Origin of the sequence: Actinokineospora xionganensis (genome assembly GCF_014323725.1) — a bacterium.
In the GTDB taxonomy this organism is placed as follows: Bacteria; Actinomycetota; Actinomycetes; order Mycobacteriales; family Pseudonocardiaceae; genus Actinokineospora; species Actinokineospora xionganensis.
In genome coordinates, this window is sequence record NZ_JABVED010000002.1 from 46195 (window position 1) to 67639 (window position 21445).

Consider the following 21445-nt stretch of genomic DNA (forward strand, 5'->3'; position numbering starts at 1 on the left):
TTCCTCTCAGTGCACTGACTAGCGAGTGGTGTAGTTCGGCGCTTCGACGGTCATGGTGACGTCGTGCGGGTGGCTCTCCTTGAGGCCCGCGGCGGTGATGCGGATGAGCTGCGCCTGCTGCAGTTCGGTGATGGTGCGCGAGCCGGTGTACCCCATGCCCGCGCGCAGCCCGCCGATGAGCTGGTGCACGACGCTCGACAGCGGCCCGCGGAACGGGATGCGCCCTTCGATGCCCTCGGGGACCAGCTTGTCCTCGGCGAGCACGTCGTCCTGGGCGTAGCGGTCCTTGGAGTAGGACCGGGCCTCACCGCGCGACTGCATGGCGCCCAGCGAGCCCATGCCGCGGTAGCTCTTGAACTGCTTGCCGTTGACGAGGATCAGCTCGCCCGGCGCCTCGGCGGTGCCGGCGAGCAGGCTGCCGAGCATCACCGCGCTGGCGCCCGCGGCGATCGCCTTGGCGATGTCGCCGGAGTGCTGGATGCCGCCGTCGCCGATCACCGGGACCTTGACCGGGGCGCACGCCTGCGCGGCCTCGTAGATCGCGGTGATCTGCGGGACACCGACACCGGCGACCACACGGGTGGTGCAGATCGAGCCGGGGCCGACGCCGACCTTGACGCCGTCGGCGCCCGCGTCGATCAGGGCCTGCGCACCCGCGCGGGTCGCCACGTTGCCGCCGACCACGTCGACCGCGTCGCCGAGTTCCTTCTTCAGCCGGGTCACGATGTCGAGGACCGCGCGCGAGTGGCCGTGCGCGGTGTCGACCATCAGGACGTCGACACCGGCGTCGAACAGGGTCATCGCGCGCTTGTAGCCGTCGTCGCCGACGCCCACGGCCGCGCCGCAGATGAGCCTGCCGTCCGGGTCCTTGGTCGCGTTGGGGTACTGCTCGGTCTTGACGAAGTCCTTGACCGTGATCAGGCCGCGGAGCTTGCCCTCGCCGTCGATGATCGGCAGCTTCTCCACCTTGTGCCTGCGCAGCAGGCCCAGCGCGGCCTCGGCCGACACACCGACCTGGGCGCTGACCAGCGGGCCCTTGGTCATGACCTCGCTGACCAGGCGGGTGTGGTCGACCTCGAAGCGCATGTCGCGGTTGGTGATGATGCCGACGAGCGTGCCCTCGGCGTCGGTCACCGGCAGGCCGGAGATGCGGTAGCGGGCGCACATCGCGTCGACCTCGGCGAGCGTGTCGTTCGGCGAGCAGGTGACCGGGTCGGTGACCATGCCCGCTTCGGAGCGCTTGACCGTTTCAGCCGCGCGCGCCTGCTCCTCGATCGACAGGTTGCGCTGCAGGATGCCGATGCCGCCCTGCCGAGCCATCGCGATCGCCATGCGGGCCTCGGTGACGGTGTCCATCGCGGCCGAGGCAAGCGGGATGCGCAGCGTGACATTGCGCGAAATGCGAGTCCCCGTGTCCACCGTGCTCGGGATCACATCCGACTGTGCGGGCTGGAGCAGGACATCATCGAAAGTGAGGCCCAGGGTGGCGAACTTGTGGGGGACTCCGTCAGCGTTGAGCTCGCTGGTCATGATGGGTGGCGGACCTTCCTGCATGGCTGGCGGACCCGGTGGCCGGACCGGGGGTTCGGGGGTGGCCTGCGGCCGCGCGGCGGGGTCGCGCGGGGTCGCGAAGTGCACGGTTCCACCATCGTATCCGGGCGCGGGCGCGGGTCGGCCCGGTACCGTGCGTGGTCGTGCCGCATGACGCAGTTCCGCCGAGCCCCTTCCCGGGTGGTCCGTGGGATGACAGACCCTCCGGGGCGCTCCCGCCGGACCCGTTCGCGGGAGATCCCGACGACCCGGCCCGCGCGCTGGATGAGCCGCAGGAGGAGTCGGGTGTGCCGATGTCCGGTGAAGAGCGGGTAGAGCTACTCGACGACCTGGCCGACCTCGCCGTCTACCAGGCGCTCCTGCAGCCGCGTGGCGTGCGCGGGATCGTCGTGGACTGCGGCGAGTGCCAGGAGCCGCACTTCCACGACTGGGCCCTACTGGCCGCCAGCCTCGAACAGCTGCTCAACGACGGGCGCATGCGGCCGCACGAGCCCGCGTTCGACCCGGACCCCGAGGCGTACGTGAGCTGGGAGTACTGCCGGGGCTACGCCGACGGCGTCACCGCGTCGGAGACCGCGCACTGAGCTGACCTAAACAGAAGGCCCCCACCGGATTGAACTGCTCCCCGGAAGTCGGACTGAGAATTCAGTTCCAGCTTCCGGGGACCAGTTCAGATCGGCGGGGGCCTTCTGTCAGCTGCCTACGGGGTGGTCACGGCGTCCGGGGCGGATCCGGTGGAGTCCTCACCGGTGTTCGGGACGGACCCGCCGCCCGAGGTCGCGGGATCGGAGCGAGGTTCGCTCTGGGGGTCGGTGACCGACGTCGTCGGCGCCTCGGTGGTGCTCGACGGCGCGCTCGGGGTCGTGGTCGACGGCGGTGTGCTCGGCGACGAGGGCTCAGGCGTGGTCGGCTCGGTGGTCGGCACGGCGGACGACGGCGCGGCGGTGGTCGGGTTGGCCGACGGCGGCGGCGCGGCCTCGTTCGCCGGGCTGCCGGGCAGTTGGGAGACCAGGGTGCTGTGCAGCGCCGCGAGGTCGGCCTGGCCGTCCTCCGACGACACCGACGGCAGCCCCTTCTGCGCCTCGTCGAGCTTGTCCTTGGCTTCGGCGAGCTTGCCCTCGGCCAGCGCCGTCTGGGCGATGTTCAGGTCTTGGCGGACCGACACGGCGGCCTCGACCGAGCGGGCGTGGTCGGCGTAGAGCACCCGGGTCAGGCCCCACAGGGTGTCGCCGGGCTGGGCGTCCTTGGCGGCGAGGCCCGCGCCGGTGAAGGCGATGGCGAGCACCGCGGCGGCCGCGGCGAAGGGCACGAGCAGACGCGGCCTGCGCCTGCTGCGGGCCTTGGCGGCGATGACGGTGGCCACGGCGTACTTGGTGTCGACGAGCTCCCTGATGGGCTCGGCGTCGACGTCGTCGCGCCAGGACGACAGGAGGGCGGCGAGTTCGTCGTCGCGGACACTGGTCTCGTCGGGGGTCTCACCGCGGATCGCGGCACCCAGCGCGTCGAGGAAGGCGTCGTCGGCGTGCACGAGCGAGAAGTCGATGGCGTCATCGAGCTCGGAGTCGAGGTCGGACGCGTCGAGCCTGCCGAACGAGTCGCCGCCCGGGCCGTTCAGGTCGAAGTCGTCGCCGAACCGCAGACCGAAGTCCACCGGAACGACCGTGCCGTTGTCGGGGTTGTTGGAGCGGGGCAGGGTGAGTTCTGCCTCGTCATCACGACGTCTGCCGTGTTTGCCCTGGTCGGACACTCAGACCACCTCCTCCGCTGACAATGTCTTGCGCAGCCGGGCCAGCGCCCGGTGTTGGGCCACCCGAACCGCGCCCGGGGTGGAGCCCACGGCCTCGGCGGTCTCTTCCGCCGAGAGGCCGACCACGACGCGCAGCACTACGATCTCACGTTGCTTGTCGGGCAGGACACGCAGTAGATCACTCATCCGCCTGCTGAGTTCTCCCTGCATGGCTCGCTGTTCGGGGCCCGCGTCCAACTCCGGCTCGTCGGGCACGTCGGCGACGGGCTCGGCACGGTTTCGTGCGGAGGCCCGATGGGCGTCGGCCACCTTGTGCGCCGCGATCCCGTAGACGAACGCCAGGAATGGCCGACCTTGGTCGCGGTAGCCAGGCAGTGCCGTCAACACCGCGAGACACACCTCCTGGGCCACGTCGTCCGCCGAGGCGAACGAGCGTTCCTGCCTTCCGACACGGGCACGGCAATAGCGCACTACGAGGGGCCGAACGGACGCGAGGACCCGTCCGATCGCCTGAGGGTCGCCCTCGACGGCAGCGCTTACCGAAGCGTCCAGTCCGTCCCCCAATGTGGTCATCGCAGATTGCAGCCTTGGCGTTACTAGTGCGGTCGATTGATGGACACGGTCCAAGGCACTCACCTCAGCACGTCGGCACCCACGGTACCGCCCGGCGACGGGCGGTCCGGGAGTGGGCAGCGTCACGGTGGCGGAAACACGGCGAGCCGTGCGTGCCCGTATTGCCACGGGCACGCACGGCTCGCCGCCGACACTGGCTTACGACACCAGGCCGCGCCTGAATCCGTGAGCGACCGCCTGAGCGCGGTCCCGGACCCCCAGCTTGCGGAACAACCGCCTGGCGTGGGTCTTCACGGTGTCTTCGGAGAGATACAGCTCGCGGCCGATCTGCCCATTGCTCTTGCCCTGGCTCATGCCGCGGAGAACCTGCAGTTCGCGGTCGGTGAGCTGGACGCCCGGGTCGGAGGGCTGACGCGGCGCGGGCACCGAGGTGCTGGCGAGCGTGTGGGCAAGGGCGGCCACAAGCTCCGGACGCGAGGCGTCCCACCGGAGGTATCCGCGGGCGCCACCCGCGATAGCGGCGGCGATGCTTCCCGCGTCGTCAGGCGCGCCGAACACGATGACGTTGGCCTGCGGGTTCGCGGAGACGAGGCGTCGCGTGGCTTCCACACCGGTGGGCACGGCGCGCTGGGTGCCGACGAGGACAACGTCCACCGGTTGCCTAGAGAAGCGGGCGAGCAACTCGTCACCGTGCGCTACGCAGTCGATGCGACTGACCCCTGGTACAGCGGACATGACACGGGTCAAACCCTCCCGCACGCTGCGTCGGTCATCGCAGATCAAGACCGTCGTCACGGGGACTCCTTCCTGCAGCCGAGTGACGTTCCAATTCCCCTATCGGACGCTGCGCACCGAACCTTGACACGATCCGGTGGTAAATCTGTCAACAAATCCGCCGGATGCCCGTCTGGGTGCGTTCACCTAATCGGACCAACTCGAGAACAGCCAGGTCGGGACCCATGGCGACGCCATCGCGAGGCTCCGGGCGGTCGGGTCGCAGTTTCGTAACACACAGTGCAGGGCGTGCGCTGCCGTGCGCCGGTGCGCTCGCGCCTCGTCCGGGTCGAGGTCGGCGAGCACCATGGCGCAGGGCCAGACGAGGGGGACGAGCCCGTGCCGGGTGGCGTCGGCGAGCGCGTCGAAGATCAGGACCCGGGCCCGTTCGCGATCTCCGACGGCGGCCAGCGAGGCCCCCAGCACGAGCGCTGACTTGACCTGGTGGCGCACCGACCCTGACCTCGCCGCGGCGGCCCTGGCGGCCTCAGCGGGCACCACAGCGGCCCGCGCGGACCCCGCCCCCAGTTCCGTCTCCGCCGCGACCCAACCCCGCCGGATCTCCGCGCGCCAGCCCGCGTCCCCCAAGGTGGACTCGATTCCGAAGAGCCTGCGCGCCTCGGCGGTGCGGCCCAGGCCGATGGCGTCGGCGGCGAGGCCAAGCAGGACGTCGGACCGCGCCGCGCGGACGTCGGCGCCAGAGGGTCCGGGCAGGTCGGGATGATCACCGTCGATGCCGCCGGGCCCGATCAAGCCGGCCCGGGCGAGCCGGTTCAGACCCGCCGCGTCGAACGACCGGGCGAGGGCGTGACCGCCGACTTGGCGAAGATGCGACGCGCGGGTCGCGGCGGCCAACGCGGCGATCACCGGATCCGGGCTGGAGATCAACCTCCGCAGCAGGTCAGCGGCTCGGGCGTACTGACCCCGGCCACCGAGAGCGACGGCCGCGAACCACAAGTCGAGCGGCTCGGCGGGCCCGCCGGGCGTTACTGCTTTCGGGTTTTCGCCGAATGCGGCCGTCCAGCGCGCCGCCCGATCGGGGTCACTCACCTGGTCGAGTCTGCCTCGCCGAGCACGACGGATTCGATCCGGTCCACCGCGCCCGCGAGATCGTCGAGGTGCTCGACCCGGCCCGGCATGTCGGTGTCGAACCAACCCGGCCCGCACGCGAAGATCCGCATGTGCTGCCTCGTGCGCGGAATCTGCTCGATCACGTCCGCGCCTCCATTGGCCGAAACCTGCGCCCAGAGCGCCACGGCGGTCGGAGCGGTGCGCCGGACGGCGGCGGCGAGGGACGCGGCGGGCAGCGCGGCACCCAGCATGCGGGTGCCGAGCCCCCGGCGGGCCAGGGCGGCGCGCAGGACGTAGAGGGGCAGCGAGTGCCGTTCGCCGGGCGCGCAGCAGAGCAGGATCGGCCGGGTGTTGCGCGGCGCGGGCACCAGCGGGGTGGCCCGGATCATGGCGGCAAGCACGCACTCGTCCACGAGGTGTTCGAGCTCCACGCAGTCCCCCGCGTGCACCCAGCGATTGGACACCGCGGACAGCACGGGACGGATCATCGAGTCCCAGGTGGTTGCCACGCCGTAGCTCTCGATCGCCTCGGCGATCATCACCTGCATCGACTCGTCGTCCATCGCCAGCGCCGCCCGGCCCAGCCCGCGCGGGTCCGGCGACCCCTGTGACCTGCTCTGATCGGCGATGTCCGAGAGCCAGTCGCTGTCCTGGTCGGCCGGGGCGACGGACTCGGCCTGGCGATCCGACTGAGGCCTGCCCGCACCGGTCTCCGCGGAGACCCTGCGGGCATAGTCGGCGGCCTCGGCGGGCGCCGCGCCCTTGAGCAGGGCCCGCTGCATCAGCTCCAGGCGGGCGATGTCGGAGGGCGCGTACCGGCGGTGGCTGCCCGTCGTGTGCCCACTCGGGCCGACCCCGTAGCGGCGGTCCCAGGTGCGCAGGGTCGACGGCGCGATGCCGAGCCTGCGGGCCACGGCGGCGACCGGAAGCGTCGGTTCGCCTGATTCGTCGGAGTCGGCGGCCTCGGCGGCCTCACTGTCCCCCGGCGGCCCACTGTCCGTGGAACCGCTCGGTGTCGCCTGCTCGGATTTGGTCACCACCGCACCATCGTCGGGTGACGCCGAGTGTCCGGCAACTGGATACATGACCACGCTGCGTCGACTGGGTGATGCCGATCGGCTGAATCGCGGTACGAATGAGTCGATCACTCTTGAACAAGTATTGACGCGGTTCTAGCGTGTAAGCCGCTGCACCGAATGGAGTATTGACTCCCTTCCCACAGACATGGAGGCGGCCATCATGGCGGACACTCGCAGGCTCCCCGGTCCGAACGCCGATGTGTGGGACTGGCAGCTCGACGGCTCGTGCAGAGGCATGGATAGCGCGTTCTTCTTCCATCCGGATGGGGAGCGCGGACCCGCCCGCGCGCGTCGCGAGTCCAAGGCCAAGGCGATCTGCCAGGCATGCCCGGTCCTGTCCCTCTGCCGGACCCACGCGCTCGCCGTGCACGAGCCCTACGGGATCTGGGGCGGGCTTTCGGAGTCGGAGCGGGAGGCGATCATCAAAACCGAGAAACGCACGCTGGCCGTCGCCAACTAGCGCACACGCGAGAAGGCCCGTTCGCCGAGGCGAACGGGCCTTCTCCGTGCGGGAAAACTAGTGGCCGTGACCGTGGCCGTGGCCGTGGCCCTGACCGGCGGGCTCTTCCGCCTTCTTCTCGACGATGGAGACCTCGGTGGTCAGCACCATGCGAGCGATCGACGCCGCGTTGGCCACCGCGGAGCGGGTGACCTTCACCGGGTCGACGACACCGTCGGCGAGCAGGTCGCCGTAGGTCAGCTTCGCCGCGTTGAAGCCCTGGCCCCACGGCAGCTCGGCGACCTTGTTGACGACGACCGCACCTTCCTGGCCGCCGTTCGTGGCGATCCAGAACAGCGGCGCGGCGAGCGCCTCGCGGACGATCGCGACACCGGTCGCCTCGTCACCGGTGAGGCCGAGGTTGCCCTCGAGCTCCTTGGCGACGTGCACCAGCGCGGAACCGCCTCCGGGGACGATGCCCTCTTCGACAGCCGCCTTGGTGGCCGCGACCGCGTCCTCGATGCGGTGCTTGCGCTCCGACAGCTCGGTCTCGGTCGGGGCGCCGACCTTGATGACCGCGACGCCGCCGGAGAGCTTCGCGAGCCGCTCCTGCAGCTTCTCGCGGTCCCAGTCGGAGTCGGAGGCCTCGATCTCCTTGCGGAGCTGCTCGGCCCGACCGGCGATGTCGGCCTTGGAGCCGCCACCCTCGACCAGCGTGGTCTCGTCCTTGGTGACCACGACGCGGCGGGCGGTGCCCAGCGAGTCGAGGGTCGCCTCGGACAGCTTGAGGCCGACCTCGGCGGCGATGACCTGGCCGCCGGTGACGACGGCGAGGTCATCGAGGAACGCCTTGCGGCGGTCGCCGAAGAACGGGGCCTTGACCGCGACAGCCTTGATCGTCTTGCGCAGGGCGTTGACGACCAGCGTCGACAGCGCCTCACCCTCGACGTCCTCGGCGACGATCAGGACGGACTTGCCGGACTCGGCGACCTTCTCCAGGATCGGCAGCAGGTCGGCGAGCGCCGAGATCTTGTCGCGGTGCAGCAGGACGTAGCAGTCCTCCAGCACGGCTTCCTGCGACTCGAGGTCCGTGGCGAAGTGCGCCGAGACGTACCCCTTGTCGAACTGGACGCCCTCGGTGATGACGAGCTCGGTGGCCAGCGTGGAGGACTCCTCCACGGTGATCACACCGTCCTCGCCGACCTTCTCGATGGCCTCGCCGAGCAGCGCGCCGATCGACGCGTCACGCGAGGCGACGGTGCCGACCTGGGCGACGTTGTCGCGGCCCTTGACGGGCGTGGCCTTCGAGAGCAGCGAGGCGACAACGGCGTCCGAGGCGGCCTGGATGCCCCGGCCGATCGCGGTCGGGTTGGCGCCGGCGGCCACGTTGCGCAGGCCGACGCGCACGAGCGCCTGGGCCAGCACGGTGGCGGTGGTGGTGCCGTCGCCCGCGATGTCGTTGGTCTTGGTGGCGACGTTCTTGGCCAGCTGCGCGCCCAGGTTCTCGAACGAGTCTTCCAACTCGATCTCACGGGCGATGGTGACACCGTCGTTGGTGACCGTCGGCCCACCGAACTTCTTGGCGAGCACGACGTGACGCCCACGCGGGCCGAGGGTGACCTTGACCGCGTCGGCGAGCTTGTTCACCCCGCGCTCAAGGGCCCGACGAGCGTCCTCGTCGAAACTGATCTGCTTGGGCATTGATTACCTCTCGATATACGCGGGCACTCGAATGAAGAACGCCCCGGTGCCCCGAACGGGGCCGCCGGGGCGTTCGACTAGGTCAGCCGGGTGTCTAGTTGACGACAGCCAGCACGTCGCGGGCGGAGAGGATGAGGTACTCCTCGCCGTTGTACTTGACCTCGGTGCCGCCGTACTTGGAGTAGATGACGACGTCGCCGACAGCCACGTCCACGGGGACGCGGTTGCCCTTGTCGTCGATCCGGCCCGGACCCACAGCCAGGACCTTGCCCTCCTGGGGCTTCTCCTTGGCGGTGTCCGGGATGACCAGACCAGACGCGGTCGTGGCCTCGGCTTCGCTCGCCTGGACAACAATCTTGTCCTCGAGCGGCTTGATGTTGACGCTCACCGCTGTGACCTCCACGGGTCGTCGAAAGCGTTGGCAGGTTCCTATGACTGACGGCTCCTGCCACCCCGCCGTCGCGGGTGCCGGGGCGGTGCTGGTGCCGTACATTTGGCACTCTACCCACGCGAGTGCTAACCGTGCAACACACCCCCGGCCTGGCGAAGCATGCCTGACCACCGAGCGTCGAACGGGGGTCTCTCGGCGTCACAGGCGCCCGCTTCGAGACTCTTGACTATGGACTGGCCCGCGAAGTCGTCACGCAGGCGTGCGGTCGTACCGATTCACCCGACAGGAGTCGGGATCTCCCGCGAATCTATACAACCATGGATTCGACTGATCCCCAGAAGCAGTCATCTCGAAATAGTAACCACCCGGATGTTCAGGCGCGTTCTGAAAGCTCAGACTCACCCTGGTCCCGCCCTTGGTCACGACTGCTTCCCACGTGCCGGTTCCAGACAGTTCTCGAGTGTCCCCCATGGGCGTCTCTTCCGCGTGAATAGCGACGGCCACAAACGTTCCGTCATCCCGCAACTTGAGCGTGGAGTCGCCCTGAACAAGCTGATAGTTCCCCACCAGTTCGGGTGCTGGAATCACGAGCTTTGACGGGGCACATCCAATGACTGCCGAACAGGCCGCCGAAGTAAAGCTGAATGCCAGCGTCGCCAGGGCGAGGGCCCACCTGACAGTGGACCTCACCCTGCCCTGCTTCAACGTCACGGCCGCCATTCCTCAAGCAGGTGAATAACCTGCCACTGATCCTGCTGATATCTCACGCCAGCTTTACCGCCGAATTGACTGATGGAATGTTGGAAGAGTATAGCACCATCCGATTTCGCCCCCTTGTAGCCACCCACGGGATCCCTAAGAGCAGACTTCACCGTAGTGAAGTTCTTTATCTCGAGTTTCACCATGCAAGAACCGTTTACCAGACTGCCCTCGACTAGACGCCAACGAACATCGAAACTGCCGAGCGTTGACGCTTCAAGGTTTCCATTGCCACCGAGATTCGTGAAATTGAGCATATCGTTCGCCATGATGAAAAGCTTCTCCGCCGTCGAATGGTCACCAAGGGCGAAGCTGGTGGTACCTTCCGTTCGCGTGCCAGCAAGCACGGCGGGGTTGATTTCGTTCCAGAAATCTCGACGGAAATACCAGTGGTTGCGGATCTGCTCGGCGAAGAAGTCACCATCCCAGAATTCGTACACGATCACCGGATCGCCGCGCCGGTAGTCGGAGTGGTACCACTCAGCGAGCAGATCGCGCGCGGTTTTGTCCTTACCCTCCACCAGTTTCGGCGCAGGCGGCTTCGGAGCAGGCACGCCCAGCAGATCGGCGAGCGAAGTCAGTGGCCTCGCGGAGCCCTTGGTACTGGTCGACGTAACGGCGTCCACCACATCAGCAACGGTGCTGCCGCCGCTCGGCTGGGATCCACCAGCAGGCGAACCACCACTTGGCGGAGGTGCCGCCGCCTGGCAGTCCACCCGGCGTTCCCCGCAGGTACCGCGCCTGTCATCCACACTGGTCAGCCCACTCGGGTCACGCAGAACCAGCGGGGAAGGCGGTGCTCGAGTGCCTGCTGTCCGCTCCGTGCACCCACCACCCGACGGTCTTGCCGTTTTTGCCTGTGAGATCGATCTGCACGTCGTGCATCGCACCGGAAGCCTGCTGCGGACCATCCCAAGCCGCCGTTTCGGCGCCGTTCTCCGCGAGGCGCCACTGGGGGCGCAGCAGATCGCCGTCCGCGTCGTTCAACCGGGTCCTCAACCGGATCGACGCGTCGGCGAGATACGGAACTCCAGCGCAGTGCCCGCACGCCGCGGGTAGTGGCGGATCGGTGCTCAGCTCAGTGGGCTTTTCCGGAATCGTGTTGTAGTCGATGGACAGCTTGGTCTGCGCGGGGTCGTACTTGCGCCAGGCGAGCTGGTCGGTGCTGCTGGAAGCACGCATGTAGTACGTGCTTGTGGTGCCGATGCCCCACGTGTCGATGTCGAACTCGACACCCTTGTGACCGGTGCAGTTGGTATGCACGGCCCCTACCGAGACGGTACCGAGGTGGCGTGCCGAGGCCGGGCGGGTGTCCCAGGTCATCCCGGCGGTGATCTGCCGATCAGCCAGGTGGAGTTGGTGGTCACGAGCGTTGCAGCTCGGGCTATAGGTCGCCACGGTCTTGAAAGTGGCGTTGTGCAGAACCTTGCCGCCGAGGTCGCTGGAGTCGAACTGGAAGTACGCCCACGCTTCGTGGATGTCGTTGCAGTACCCGTTGTCGTAGCACTGGCCGACCTGGGCGACCGAGCTGCCCGCACCGCTGGTCCACCAGTAGGACGACGTCGGCTTGCCCGAGAGGGCAGTCGCCCAGTTCGTCTTCTCCTCAGGATGCAGACCTGGGTCGATGACGACTGGATAGACCAAGTTCCGGTCGGCCAAGAACGCCTGGTCGGGCCGCAATGTCACCGAATCGGCGGTGACCTCGACGCCTACCCGGGCGGCTCGAGAGTTCGCGGTGTTGCTGGGGGCGAATCCGCTGGAGTCCCACATCATCGAGGGCGGGGCGAGGAACACCACCGCACCGTTCTCGTCGAGCGCCCGCAGGACACCGGCTTCGTCGGTCTCCAGTCGCAGTCCGGGGGCGACGACAGGGAAGTGATCTTGGCCAGTGCCGGGTTGCGCGCGGCATCGGCTGTCTTGACCACGAGGTGCTGCTGATAACCACTGCGCTGTGCCACGACCACAAGGTCCACACCGGGCATGACATCCGGGTACGTGGCCTTGTCGCCGGACATGACCGGCGTGGGCAACTGACCTGACCAGTGCAGGGCGAACGACCGGCGATCTTTGACGATGCGCAGCAAGGGCGCTTCCGTGCCGCCACCGCTTACCGAGAGATCACCGATGGCGGCGACCGGCCCCACGGAGCCGTCGGCGCGTTTGGCCATAGCGGTATTGATCGGGACCCAGGTGTTTCCCCTGCGAACCTTCGTCGGCACCGCGGTGTACTCGGCCGTCATGGTGCCGCCAGGATTCGCGAAGACCTCCTTGGAGGGTGTCCGTTCGCTCGCCACGGCCACTCGAGAGCCCTGTCTCTCAGCCGCGAACATGGCCGCGGCCGCGTCAGGTGCCTCGGTGACCACATCGGCGGGCGCATTAACTTGATCTTCGAGCACCGTCGAGATGAGCGGCCCAACGAGGGCACCGGCCAAGAGGGCAACAGTGAACAGGCGCGCGCCAGTACGAGCGCGCGCCGACATGACGACGCGACATCATTTCCCCAGTCAGGTCTTCGCACGTCCCCGACGGCATGCGACCCGGTTTGCCAGAGGGAACGATGCCTGACGGAGGCCGCTGTGTATACATCCGTTCGGAGGAGCCTCCGGCGGCCACTCAGCCCTATTGAGAGAGTGGCGCGAACCACCTTCCCGCTGGGGCCCGGTCGATCACGCAGGCGAGTCGGTGAGAACATCGGCGCCTGCTCATTACTCGGAAGCGTCGGTCGTCGCCGAGTAACGTCGGCGAGTGGTCAATCGGGACGGGGCGCGCATGGTCAGTGCCGACGCGCACCAGGGGGTAGGCAAGTGATCCGCGAAGCGGTTGAGGGTGACTTCGAGCGGCTGCGGGAGATCGAGGTGCTCGCGGGCGAGGTGTTCCGGACGGTCGGGATGGACTTCATCGCCGACATGCCGCCGCCGCCCGTCGAGGTGCTCGCGGAGTTCGCCGGGGCTGGGCGATGCTGGGTGGTCGTCGAGGACGGGGTGGTCGGTGGGTATCTGCTCGCCGAGGTGGTCGACGGGTGCGCGCATATCGCACAGGTGAGTGTTGATCCATGGTTTCGGGGGCGGCGGCTCGGGGCCGGGCTGATCGATCACCTTGACCCGTGGGCGCGCGAGCGGGGGCTGGCTGGGCTGACGCTGACGACCTACCGGGACCTGCCGTGGAACGGGGTCTACTACGCGAAAATCGGGTTCGAGGTCGTGGAGCCAACACCGGGGTTGGCCGAGTTGGTGGCGCACGAGGCGAAGCTTGGGTTGGACCCGGCGATCAGGGTGTGTATGCGGCGGTGACTGGTTCGGGCGGAAGTGCTCGCACGGAAGCACTTCCGCCCGGTGCACCGGACCGAATGGTTGATGGGATGGGACCGCCCGTGCGCGGGACGCCCCCGGCTCCCCCAGGAAGCCGGGCGCTGACAACAAAAAAGCCGCCATTCGAGACTCCGAACGGCGGCTCCTCACGATCAGGTGATCATGGGGAACCCCGGCGGTGGGCGCACTCCGGCAGCCGATTGGCTTCGGACTTGCTGGGCACACTCACCTCCGGGATCGGTTGCTGTCGAACGGAACTATGTCCGACACGCCCGCGGAGGGCAACGCGATTTAGACCGAGACCGTCGAGACCGGAAGGGCCGGGTTCGCCGAGAGGTCCAAAGAGGACGGCTGGACGCCCGCCGCCACCAAGTGGGCGCCGAGGGCGGCCATCATGGCGCCGTTGTCGGTGCACAGCCGGGGTCGGGGCACGCGCAGTTCGATGCCCGCGGCGGCGCAGCGTTCGGCGGCCAGGACCTTCAGGCGCGAGTTCGCGGCGACACCGCCGGAGATGACCATGGTGCCGATACCGAGTTCCGTCGCGGCGCGCACGGCCTTCGCGGTCAGGACGTCGGCGACGGCCTCCTGGAACGACGCGCAGACGTCGTCGACCGGGATCTCCTCGCCGTCGCGTTCGCGGGCCTCGACCCAGCGGGCGACGGAGGTCTTGAGCCCGGAGAAGGAGAAGTCGTACTTCGCGTCGCGCGGGCCAGTGAGGCCGCGGGGGAAGGCGATCGCCCTGGGGTTGCCGCGCTGCGCGGCCTTGTCGATCGGCGGGCCGCCGGGGTAGGGCAGGCCGATGACCCTGGCGACCTTGTCGTAGGCCTCGCCCGCGGCGTCGTCGATAGTCGAGCCGATTTCGGTGATCTTGCCGGACAGGTCGTCCACGCGCAGGAGCTGACTGTGGCCGCCGGAGACCAGCAGGGCCAGGCACGGAGAGGGCAGCGGACCGTGGTCGAGCGTGTCCGCGGCAACGTGGCCCGCGAGGTGGTTGGCGCCGTAGAGGGGAACGCCCAGCGACATCGCGTACGCCTTCGCGGCCGAGACGCCGACCAGCAGGGCGCCGGACAGGCCGGGCCCGCAGGTGACGGTGATCGCGTCCACATCGGACAGTCCGAGACCGGCGGTCTCGAACGCGCGACGCATGGTCGGGACCATCGCCTCCAGGTGCGCCCGGCTGGCGATCTCGGGGACCACGCCACCGAAGCGGACGTGCTGGTCGACGCTGGACGCGACCTCGTCGGCGAGCAGCTCGACGCCGCCGTCGCGGCCGAGACGGACGATGCCGACGCCGGTCTCGTCGCACGAGCTCTCAATGCCCAGGATGATCGTCACGTGGTCTCCTCCACGGGGACTCCGGCGTTCTCGGGCCGTGCCATCGTGTAGGCGTCGGCGCCCGAGGGCTGGTAGTAGCGGCGGCGCAGGCCGATGGTGGTGAAGCCGTGCTTCTCATAGAGCGCGATGGCGGACTTGTTGTCCGTGCGCACTTCGAGGAACACCGCGGCGGACTCCTCGTCGGCCCGGGCGAGCAGGGCGCACAGCAGCAGTTCGCCGATGCCCTGGCGCTGGAACTTCGGGTCGACACCGAGGGTGTGCACGCTGGCTTCCATGTCTCCGGGCGCTCCGGCCACGGAGAGCCCGGCGTAGCCGACGAGTTGGTCGTCGAGGTAGGCGCCGAGGTAGTAGTGACCCCAGTCCAGCTCGGAGGCGAACGCGGACTCACTCCACGGGTCTTCGCCGGAGAACAGGATCTTCTCCAGTTCGGCGCAGCGGCGCAGGTCCTCGCGCCGCAGCGGTTCGAGGCGCACGCTCACCTCGGACTCACCCGCTTGCGCGCGCCGGGCTCGACCGCGTCGGGCCTGCGCAGGTAGAGCGGGGTGAGCGGACCGGGGTCGGTGGTCAAGTCGGCGGCGGCGACCAGGCCCGCCGGGCTCGGGTGGTCCGGGCCGACGACGGGCAGACCCAGGACGTCGGCGTAGAGCTTGGCGCCATAGCCCGCGGCGCGGACGACGCCGAGTTCGGCGACCCGCTCGGCGAGTTCGGCGGGCGGGGTGACGGCGGGCTCGGTGGTCCGGGCGCCGTCGTAGGCGGCCCAGTAGACCTCGCGGCGGCGCGCGTCGGTGACCACGAGCAGTGGCTCCCCCGGCGCGTCGGCGGCGATCGCGTCGAGCGAGCAGACCGGGTGGACCGGCAGGTCGAGGCTGTGGCCGAGGGCGGCGGCGGTGACCATGCCCGCGCGTAGACCGGTGAACGGGCCCGGGCCGATTCCGCAGACGATCGCGTCGAGGTCGGCCAGGGTCCGGCCCGCGGCGGCGAGGGCGTCGCGCACGTGCGGGGTGAGCAGTTCCCCGTGCGCCTTGGCGTCGACCGTGACGCACTCGGCCAACACGCGGGCGCGCCCGTCGGTCAGTTCGACGACACCGGCGGTGACCGCGGGTGTAGCGGTGTCCACAGCGAGTACCAGCACGGTTGTCAAGAGTACGAGGCGTGCCTTCGGGCACGTGGGGCGCGGTCGCAAACGCTTGCGCGCGTGACCGTCATAACTGCCCGTGAGCGCCCGGCCGCACTAGGGTTGGCCTCGTGCTGCTGCCCACCCTGGCTGATCCGGACGAGCGTGAAGCGCTGCGATTCGGGGCCGACGTCCTCACCCACGCCGAACTCGCCGCCGCGGCCAAGGCGGTCGCGGCCCAGGTCGGCGGGGCCCGCCGGGTCGCCGTCTGGGCCACCCCGAGCTTGCGGACCTGTGTCGCGGTCGTCGGCGCGCTCATCGCTGGGGCGGCCGTGGTGCCGATCAACCCGAAGACCGGCGAGCGCGAACTGGCGCACATCCTGGGCGACAGCTCACCCGACCTGGTGATCGGCGGCCCCGATGGGGTGACGATCGACGTGACGGCCCGCCTCGACGGGCCGCTGCCTCCCGAGGCCGACCCGGAATCGCCTGCGTTCGTCGTCTACACCTCGGGCACCACCGGGCCGCCGAAGGGTGTGCTGCTGCCCCGCCGCGCCATCGCCTCGAATCTCGACGCGCTCGCGGAGGCGTGGGAGTGGACAGCGGCGGACACCGTCGTACATGCGCTGCCGCTGTTCCACGTGCACGGGTTGATCCTGGGTGTGCTCGGCCCGCTGCGCCGCGGTGGCGCGGTACACCACCTCGGGAAGTTCGACACGCGCGCCATCGCCGAGGCACTGTCCGGGTCGGCGACGGTCATGTTCGGGGTTCCGACGATGTACCACCGGCTCGCCGCCGACTGCGAGGCCGACGCCGAGTTGGCCGCGGCTGTCGGCGGGGCGCGACTGCTGGTGTCGGGCTCGGCGGCGCTGCCCGCGACCGACCACGCGCGGATCGCCAAGGCGACGGGCCAGGGGGTTGTCGAGCGCTATGGGATGACCGAGACCCTGATGAACTGCGCCGTGCGCGCGTCCGGCGACCGACGGCCCGGATTCGTGGGGCCCGCGGTGGACGGCGTGGAACTGCGGCTGGTGGACAACGGCGCCTTGGTGCCCGACGGCGAGATCGGTGAGATCGAGGTGCGCGGGCCGAACCTGTTCCTGGGGTACCTGAATCGCCCGGACGCGACCGCGGAAGCGTTGCGGGACGGGTGGTTCCGGACCGGGGACATGGCGGTGCGGTCGGCGGACGGGTATGTGCGGATCGTCGGGCGGCGGGCCACGGACCTGATCAAGAGCGGCGGCTACAAGATCGGCGCGGGCGAGATCGAGAACGCGCTGCTGGAACACCCGGGGGTCGCGGAGGTCGCGGTGACGGGTGAGCCGGACGAGGACTTGGGTGAGCGGATCGTGGCGTGGGTGGTGCCGTCGGGCGAGCCGCCGCCGGTCAAGGAACTGGCCGACCATGTGGCCGCACTGCTGTCACCGCACAAGCGTCCGCGGGTGGTCCACTACTTGGAAGCGTTGCCGCGCAACGAAATGGGCAAGGTCACCAAGCGAGCCCTGCATGCCTGACGAGGGAGCGCGGCACCTGATCGCCGCCATCAGCACCGACTTCACCGAGTTTCCCACGAAAGCGTTGGCGTCCGGGGACGGACCACTGGACTGGGACGGGTATGGGGAAGCACGGGAGCGGGCGTCCCGGGCCTCGGGTGAAACCGAGTCCGTGGTGTGCGGCGAAGGTCGCGTGGGTGGTGTTGCGGCCGTGCTCGTGGTGTTCGACTTCCGATTCCTGGGCGGATCGGTCGGCAGTGCGACCGGCGATCGGATCGAGTACGCGTTCGCTCGGGCCCGAGAGACCAGGACGCCGCTGGTCTCGCTGATCGCCACCGGCGGCAGCCGGATGCATGAGGGAATGGTTTCCCTACACCAACTTCAACGCGTCGCGCGGCAGTCGACGCTGCTGCACCAGGCTGGGGTTCCGCAGATCTCGGTGCTCCGCGACCCGACGACCGGCGGGCTGTGGGCTTCGCTCGGCGCGGGTGCGGATGTGGTCATCGGGGTCGAGGAGGCGCAGGTCGGGTTCGCCGGACGGCGGGTGCGGCCGGTGGCTGATGACCCGGCCTATACGGCTGAAGGACAGCTTGCTCATGGACACATCGACGAGGTGTGCGCTCTCGAGGATGTCGGTTCCGTTTTGGCGGAATGGTTACTGTTGCTGAGTTCTGGCACGCCTGAGCCTGCCGAGGTGCCGCGAGCGCTGGGTTCTGTCGAGCCCGCTTCCGATGCATGGTCGGCGGTGCAGCACGCTCGGTCGGCAGTTCGGCCGCATGCCGAGTCCTATTTGGACGATTACTTCGATGTGCGGCGGTCGATCTCCGGGGATCGTTGCGGTGGCGTGGATGCCGGGATGATGTGCGGGATCGGAATGCGGGGGCGGCATTCCATCGCATATGCGGCCCAGACTGGGACCGCTACGACGCCTGCCGGGTTTCGGACTGCGGCTCGGCTGATTCGGTTGGCTGAGCGGTTGGGAATTTCGGTGCTGACCTTGGTCGACACACCGGGGGCGGCGAATGACGCTGCCGCTGAGCGGGCGGGCGTTGGGCCGGCTATCGCGGAGCTGTTCGCGACGGTGGCGGCGGCTCGGGTGCCGGTCACGACGTTGGTGATCGGGGAAGGTGGGTCTGGTGGCGCTTTGGCGTTGGCCGCGCCGGACCGGACTTGGATCACACCGGATGCCTACTTCTCGGTCATCGCACCGGAGTTGTGCGCCGCGATCTTGAAGCGGTCGCCTGACGAGGTTCCTGCCACCGCCGAGCAGTTGCGGTTGCGACCAGCGGATCTTGTCGAGTTGGGTGTTGTTCGAGGAATCGCAGACTAGAGATCTCGATAGATTTCGCGCCGGTGGCCAAGATCGACGACCAGAACCACGAGCCGACCGTCATCAACGGTATAGACAACGCGGTAGTCGCCCACGCGGACGCGATACGCGCCGCTCAAGCCCTGGAGGGCGATGGCGCCATGTGGGCGAGGATCGTCGCCCAGCTTGGTGATCGCGGTCTGCAGCCGACGGCGGATCGGCTTGTCGAGCTTCGCAAGCGCTCGGATCGCCTCTCGGGCGATTTCGATCCGACAGGTCACCGGTCGAGGTCTCCGGCTTCCAGCAGTGCCACAGCCTCATCCCACGGGACAGTCGTCTCGCCCTTGGCCAGCACATCGGAGGCGCGCTGCGACCAGTACGCGTCCTCAAGCTCTTCGAGTCGCTCCGCGACCTCGGCGGGGACGACGGCGCCGACCCTTCGGCCGTATCGGGTCAGGTAGACAACATCGCCATCGCGGACATGCGTGTCCAGCAGCTCGGGAAGCTGGGCGCGCGCATCAGTCACGCTTACTTCGTGGTCGCGGGCAGCCGTCATGTATCAAATGTACATGTTGTACGTCTTGTCCGCTAGCTCCAGCTGTCGAGGATCTCCGGGAGGTCCGAAAGGCGGTGCAGGATCGCGTCTGGTTCGACGTCCACCGGGACCAGTTGGTCCTCCGGGATGTCGCTGTGCGGAATCAAGATCGCCTTCATCCCCGCCGACTTCGCCCCGTTGATGTCGTCATGGGGGCGGTCGCCCACGTACACGCAGTCCGCCGGGTCGTCGATGCCGATCGCGTGCATGGCGGCTTCGAAGGACTTCGGGTGCGGCTTCGTGTACTCGAGGTCGCTGCTCCACACACACGCGTCGAAGAGGTGGCGGACGTTGTCGCGGATCAGGATCTCTTCGTGCCAGGTGCCGGGCCAGGACGTCGACGACAGGACGCCGGTGCGCAGGCCGCGGGCGCGGAGTTCGGTCATCAGGGGGGTGACTTCGGGGTCCGTGTACGTGGCCTGGTCCCAAAAAGCCCGGTACGCCGCCCAGGCCGCCTCGTGCTCCGGCACGCCCACCTCGGTCAGGACGTGGCTCAACGAGAAGGCCGTGGCCTCCGCGCGGCAGCGTGACCAAGCCGCGTTGTCGGCGGCGAGGAGGGCTTCGGCGATGACCTTCGCCTGCTCGGGGTCGTCGGCGTGGACGATGTCGGCGTAGATCTGCCAGCCGGCGCGCATGTCCATCGTCACCCAGGGGGTGAGGGTGCCGCCCCAGTCGAAGATCACGGCTTTCATGCGGGTCAGCCTATCCGGCGGTCGGCCCAGTTTCCATGTGGTTCAAGGGTGGCGACACGGCTGTCGTCGGGGCGGCGATCCAGGCGAATCAGCAGGTGATCCTCCGACAGGCGCTCGGCCGCGCCCTCGCCCCATTCGATGACCACGACGGCGTCCACCAACTCCGTGTCCAGGTCCAGATCGTCCAACTCGGTGAGGTCACCGCCGAGCCGGTAGGCGTCGACGTGGACCAGCGGGATGCCTCGATCGCCCGCCCGGTGTTCGCGGGCGATGATGAAGGTGGGGCTGCTGACCCGGCCGTGCACCCCGAGCCCGGCGGCTATGCCTTTGGCGACAACGGTTTTGCCCGCGCCCAGCGGGCCGGCGAGCAGGATCAGGTCGCCGGGGCGCACCATCTCGCCAAGTTTGCGGCCGAAGTCGAGGGTGTCCTCGACCTGGCGCAGTTCGATCGTCTCAGCCACGACGCCACCACTTCTTCCGCCCGGCCCCAGCGCTCCGCGCGCACTCGCGGAGGAGGTCGGCCAGGTGATCGTTCACGAAATCGGGTTGTTCCAACATGACCATGTGCCCAGCGCCGCGGGCTCGGACCAGCACGGCGTCGGGCAGTTCTAAGGCGATGCGTTCGGTGTGCTCGAACGGCGTCATCCGGTCCTCGTCGGCGCCGATCACCAACACCCGGCAGTATTTCAAACCAGCCAGAGCCGCGTACCTGTTGTGGCTGCCCAGAGTCTCGATGAAGTCCGCCAGCACCCGCACCGGGGTCACGTTGAGCATGTCCATCAGGAAGTCCACCAGGCTCGGGCTGACGCTGCGCGACCCGAAGGCGAGCCTGCGCACCGCCTGCCGCGTGAGGTGGCCGCCGCTCGCCCGCACGAGTTCGACCAGACCTGGCTGCCAGTCTGCGAACCGGCCGACGTAGCGGGTGACCGGGTTGTACTTCGAGAGCAGCGGACGGGAGAGGCCGCTCTTGCCGACCTCGCCCGCGGACGTGCCGATGAGCGCGACGCCTTCGACCCGTTCGGCGAACAGGCCCGGGTTCTGCTCGGCCAGCTCCATGATCGCCATGCCGCCCATCGAGTGCCCGACGAGCACCAGCGGACCGTCCGGCGCCATGGCCCGGATGACGTCGTCGAGGTCGCGGGCGAGCTGCTCGATCGTGCTCGACTCCTCGTCGGTCAGCGCGGAGCGGCCGTGGCTGCGGTGGTCGTAGAGCACCTGCCGCACACGGGGTTCGGTCATGGCGGCGAGCATCTCGCGCTGGAAGTGCCAGCAGCGGCGGGAAAGCGCGAACCCGTGCACCAGAATGACGGTGAGCTCCGGCTTGCCGCCGTCGGCCGGGTCGACCTCCTCGACGGACAACGCGCCGCCGTCCGCCGCGGCGACCGTGCTGACCCGGTCGGGCGGCAACTCGCCCAGCGCCACACCCGGGTAGAGCTCGTCCGGCCTCCGGGCCCGGATGACGCCCGCGACCACGGCGCCGCCTGCGATGGCCATGCCGATACCCGCGAGGACCC

24 protein-coding genes are annotated in these 21445 nt (G+C 68.9%); 5 read left to right on the forward strand and 19 right to left on the reverse strand.

Going from position 1 to position 21445, the window contains the following annotated elements:
* Positions 1 to 18: 18 nt before the first annotated feature.
* On the reverse strand, positions 19 to 1530 hold the full coding sequence (gene guaB / locus GPZ80_RS03700; RefSeq protein WP_187218926.1) for an IMP dehydrogenase: 1512 nt from the start codon (positions 1528 to 1530) through the stop codon (positions 19 to 21).
* Between the two features lie 164 nt (positions 1531 to 1694).
* Between guaB and GPZ80_RS32425 the strand changes: the two genes are divergently transcribed.
* Positions 1695 to 2135, forward strand: a complete 441-nt coding sequence (locus tag GPZ80_RS32425) for a DUF5319 domain-containing protein (protein ID WP_376771632.1) — start codon at positions 1695 to 1697, stop codon at positions 2133 to 2135.
* A gap of 116 nt (positions 2136 to 2251) precedes the next feature.
* Here the strand turns inward: GPZ80_RS32425 and GPZ80_RS03710 are convergent, their stop codons facing one another.
* The 5 genes from GPZ80_RS03710 to GPZ80_RS03730 form a co-directional block, all read right to left on the reverse strand.
* Positions 2252 to 3298 carry an anti-sigma-D factor RsdA gene (locus GPZ80_RS03710; RefSeq protein ID WP_187218370.1) on the reverse strand — a complete coding sequence of 349 codons (1047 nt, stop codon included), beginning with the start codon at positions 3296 to 3298 and terminating at the stop codon, positions 2252 to 2254.
* Entirely contained in the window at positions 3299 to 3871 is a 573-nt protein-coding gene (locus GPZ80_RS03715; protein ID WP_187218371.1) for a sigma-70 family RNA polymerase sigma factor, read from the reverse strand.
* A gap of 198 nt (positions 3872 to 4069) precedes the next feature.
* Positions 4070 to 4666, reverse strand: a complete 597-nt coding sequence (locus GPZ80_RS03720) for a response regulator transcription factor (RefSeq protein WP_018682728.1) — start codon at positions 4664 to 4666, stop codon at positions 4070 to 4072.
* A gap of 126 nt (positions 4667 to 4792) precedes the next feature.
* Positions 4793 to 5695, reverse strand: coding sequence for a hypothetical protein (locus tag GPZ80_RS03725; protein ID WP_187218372.1), 903 nt, complete (start codon positions 5693 to 5695; stop codon positions 4793 to 4795).
* A complete protein-coding gene (locus tag GPZ80_RS03730; protein WP_312880100.1) occupies positions 5692 to 6753 on the reverse strand; it encodes a MerR family transcriptional regulator in 1062 nt (353 codons plus the stop codon). The genes GPZ80_RS03725 and GPZ80_RS03730 overlap by 4 nt, the downstream gene beginning before the upstream one ends.
* Before the next feature lie 202 nt (positions 6754 to 6955).
* Here GPZ80_RS03730 and GPZ80_RS03735 point away from each other — a divergent pair, with 202 nt between their 5' ends.
* Complete coding sequence (locus tag GPZ80_RS03735; protein ID WP_091384209.1) at positions 6956 to 7255, forward strand: WhiB family transcriptional regulator; 300 nt, start codon at positions 6956 to 6958, stop codon at positions 7253 to 7255.
* 57 nt (positions 7256 to 7312) lie between these two features.
* On the opposite strand, the gene groL is transcribed toward GPZ80_RS03735, so the two are convergent.
* The 5 genes from groL to GPZ80_RS03760 all read right to left on the reverse strand — a co-directional run bounded on the left by groL (position 7313) and on the right by GPZ80_RS03760 (position 12565).
* Positions 7313 to 8935, reverse strand: coding sequence for a chaperonin GroEL (gene groL, locus GPZ80_RS03740; RefSeq protein ID WP_187218374.1), 1623 nt, complete (start codon positions 8933 to 8935; stop codon positions 7313 to 7315).
* A 94-nt stretch (positions 8936 to 9029) separates the two neighbouring features.
* Positions 9030 to 9323, reverse strand: coding sequence for a co-chaperone GroES (gene groES, locus GPZ80_RS03745; RefSeq protein ID WP_091384212.1), 294 nt, complete (start codon positions 9321 to 9323; stop codon positions 9030 to 9032).
* Between the two features lie 710 nt (positions 9324 to 10033).
* The gene (locus GPZ80_RS03750; RefSeq protein ID WP_187218375.1) at positions 10034 to 10801 is read right to left on the reverse strand and encodes a hypothetical protein; all 768 of its coding nucleotides are present in this window, start codon (positions 10799 to 10801) and stop codon (positions 10034 to 10036) included.
* Between the two features lie 55 nt (positions 10802 to 10856).
* Positions 10857 to 11879, reverse strand: coding sequence for a hypothetical protein (locus tag GPZ80_RS03755; RefSeq protein ID WP_187218376.1), 1023 nt, complete (start codon positions 11877 to 11879; stop codon positions 10857 to 10859).
* A complete protein-coding gene (locus GPZ80_RS03760) occupies positions 11855 to 12565 on the reverse strand; it encodes a hypothetical protein (protein ID WP_187218377.1) in 711 nt (236 codons plus the stop codon). Before GPZ80_RS03760 ends, GPZ80_RS03755 begins: the two co-directional genes overlap by 25 nt.
* A gap of 324 nt (positions 12566 to 12889) precedes the next feature.
* On the opposite strand from GPZ80_RS03760, the gene GPZ80_RS03765 reads away from it, so the two are divergent.
* On the forward strand, positions 12890 to 13375 hold the full coding sequence (locus GPZ80_RS03765; RefSeq protein WP_312880102.1) for a GNAT family N-acetyltransferase: 486 nt from the start codon (positions 12890 to 12892) through the stop codon (positions 13373 to 13375).
* 309 nt (positions 13376 to 13684) lie between these two features.
* Here the strand turns inward: GPZ80_RS03765 and tsaD are convergent, their stop codons facing one another.
* Genes tsaD through tsaB form a run of 3 tightly spaced genes read right to left on the reverse strand, consistent with a single transcriptional unit; the run spans position 13685 to position 15860 of the window.
* A complete protein-coding gene (gene tsaD, locus GPZ80_RS03770; protein ID WP_187218378.1) occupies positions 13685 to 14728 on the reverse strand; it encodes a tRNA (adenosine(37)-N6)-threonylcarbamoyltransferase complex transferase subunit TsaD in 1044 nt (347 codons plus the stop codon).
* Positions 14725 to 15201: a ribosomal protein S18-alanine N-acetyltransferase gene (gene rimI / locus GPZ80_RS03775; RefSeq protein WP_187218932.1), complete on the reverse strand. Its 477-nt coding sequence runs from the start codon at positions 15199 to 15201 to the stop codon at positions 14725 to 14727. The genes tsaD and rimI overlap by 4 nt, the downstream gene beginning before the upstream one ends.
* 2 nt (positions 15202 to 15203) lie before the next feature.
* Positions 15204 to 15860, reverse strand: coding sequence for a tRNA (adenosine(37)-N6)-threonylcarbamoyltransferase complex dimerization subunit type 1 TsaB (gene tsaB / locus GPZ80_RS03780; RefSeq protein WP_187218379.1), 657 nt, complete (start codon positions 15858 to 15860; stop codon positions 15204 to 15206).
* Positions 15861 to 15976: 116 nt separating this feature from the next.
* Here tsaB and GPZ80_RS03785 point away from each other — a divergent pair, with 116 nt between their 5' ends.
* Positions 15977 to 17356: an acyl-CoA synthetase gene (locus tag GPZ80_RS03785; protein ID WP_187218935.1), complete on the forward strand. Its 1380-nt coding sequence runs from the start codon at positions 15977 to 15979 to the stop codon at positions 17354 to 17356.
* Complete coding sequence (locus GPZ80_RS03790; RefSeq protein ID WP_187218938.1) at positions 17349 to 18665, forward strand: carboxyl transferase domain-containing protein; 1317 nt, start codon at positions 17349 to 17351, stop codon at positions 18663 to 18665. The genes GPZ80_RS03785 and GPZ80_RS03790 overlap by 8 nt, the downstream gene beginning before the upstream one ends.
* Here GPZ80_RS03790 and GPZ80_RS03795 read toward each other — a convergent pair.
* From GPZ80_RS03795 to GPZ80_RS03815, 5 genes are all read right to left on the reverse strand, one after another.
* Positions 18662 to 18925: a type II toxin-antitoxin system RelE family toxin gene (locus GPZ80_RS03795; protein ID WP_187218380.1), complete on the reverse strand. Its 264-nt coding sequence runs from the start codon at positions 18923 to 18925 to the stop codon at positions 18662 to 18664. The genes GPZ80_RS03790 and GPZ80_RS03795 overlap by 4 nt on opposite strands.
* Entirely contained in the window at positions 18922 to 19170 is a 249-nt protein-coding gene (locus GPZ80_RS03800) for a type II toxin-antitoxin system prevent-host-death family antitoxin (RefSeq protein ID WP_312880103.1), read from the reverse strand. Before GPZ80_RS03800 ends, GPZ80_RS03795 begins: the two co-directional genes overlap by 4 nt.
* Positions 19171 to 19232: 62 nt before the next feature.
* A complete protein-coding gene (locus GPZ80_RS03805) occupies positions 19233 to 19931 on the reverse strand; it encodes an HAD family hydrolase (RefSeq protein WP_187218382.1) in 699 nt (232 codons plus the stop codon).
* Positions 19932 to 19936: 5 nt separating this feature from the next.
* Positions 19937 to 20392, reverse strand: a complete 456-nt coding sequence (gene tsaE, locus GPZ80_RS03810) for a tRNA (adenosine(37)-N6)-threonylcarbamoyltransferase complex ATPase subunit type 1 TsaE (RefSeq protein WP_187218383.1) — start codon at positions 20390 to 20392, stop codon at positions 19937 to 19939.
* Positions 20385 to 21425: an alpha/beta fold hydrolase gene (locus GPZ80_RS03815; RefSeq protein WP_187218941.1), complete on the reverse strand. Its 1041-nt coding sequence runs from the start codon at positions 21423 to 21425 to the stop codon at positions 20385 to 20387. Before GPZ80_RS03815 ends, tsaE begins: the two co-directional genes overlap by 8 nt.
* Between the last annotated feature and the right edge of the window lie 20 nt (positions 21426 to 21445).